The organism is Mesorhizobium sp. M4A.F.Ca.ET.020.02.1.1 (genome assembly GCF_004022645.1).
GTDB lineage: Bacteria > Pseudomonadota > Alphaproteobacteria > Rhizobiales > Rhizobiaceae > Mesorhizobium.
In genome coordinates this window covers 1-755 of record NZ_RZOI01001283.1, presented here as the reverse complement: position 1 = coordinate 755, position 755 = coordinate 1, and the positions used below count along the sequence as shown (strand labels likewise).

The following is a 755-nucleotide window of genomic DNA, read 5'->3' as shown; positions in this document are numbered from 1 at the left end:
ACCATGGTGTGCGCCGGCGCCGCGGTGATGTCCTTGCCATCGAGCAGCACCTTGCCCCGGCTGATCGGAACAAGGCCGGCGACGGCCTTGATCAGGCTCGACTTCCCGGCGCCGTTCGGCCCGAGGACGACGACGATCTCGCCCTTGTTGACAGTGATCGAGGCGCCGCGCACGATCGGCACCCCAGGCTCGTAGCCGGCCTCGAGTTCACTGACGTCAAGCACGGCTTCACTCATGCCGCGCCCCCGAGATAGGCCTCGATGACGCGTTGGTCGCGCGCCACCTCGTCGGCGGTGCCCTCGCACAAGAGCTCGCCGCTCGCCATCACCAGCACGCGGTGGCAAAGCCGCGTCACCATGTCGATGTTGTGCTCGATCAACAGGAAGGTGATGCCGCTCTCGTTGATGTCGCGGATGCGGTCGATGATGACCTCGAGCAGGGTGGCGTTGACGCCGGCCGCCGGCTCGTCGAGCAGGATGATCGCCGGGTCGGCCATCATCACGCGGGCGAGTTCGAGCAGCTTGCGCTGGCCGCCGGAAAGCACGCGTGCCGGCTCGTGCGCCAGCCGGGTCAGCGAGACGAGTTCCAGCAACTCGGCGGCTTTCCTCGCGGCGGCTCTCTCCTCGGCGGCGACCCGCCACGGCGTGAGGAAATTGGCAAGCAGCCGCTCGCCGGTCTGCCCTTGCGCGGCAAGCATGACGTTCTCGATCAGCGTCAAATTGGGCAGCGGCCGCGGAATCTGGAAGGTGCGGCCG

Annotated in this window: 2 protein-coding genes; both read right to left on the bottom strand. The window is 67.7% G+C overall.

The genetic code is table 11. The annotated features are described in order from the left end of the window. On the bottom strand, positions 1-236 hold a 236-nt coding region (locus EN742_RS36665; protein WP_128333971.1), incomplete at its 3' end, for an ATP-binding cassette domain-containing protein. Further along, a partial coding sequence (locus EN742_RS36660) for an ATP-binding cassette domain-containing protein (protein ID WP_148670602.1) occupies positions 233-755 on the bottom strand: 523 nt, incomplete at its 5' end. The genes EN742_RS36665 and EN742_RS36660, both read right to left, overlap by 4 nt.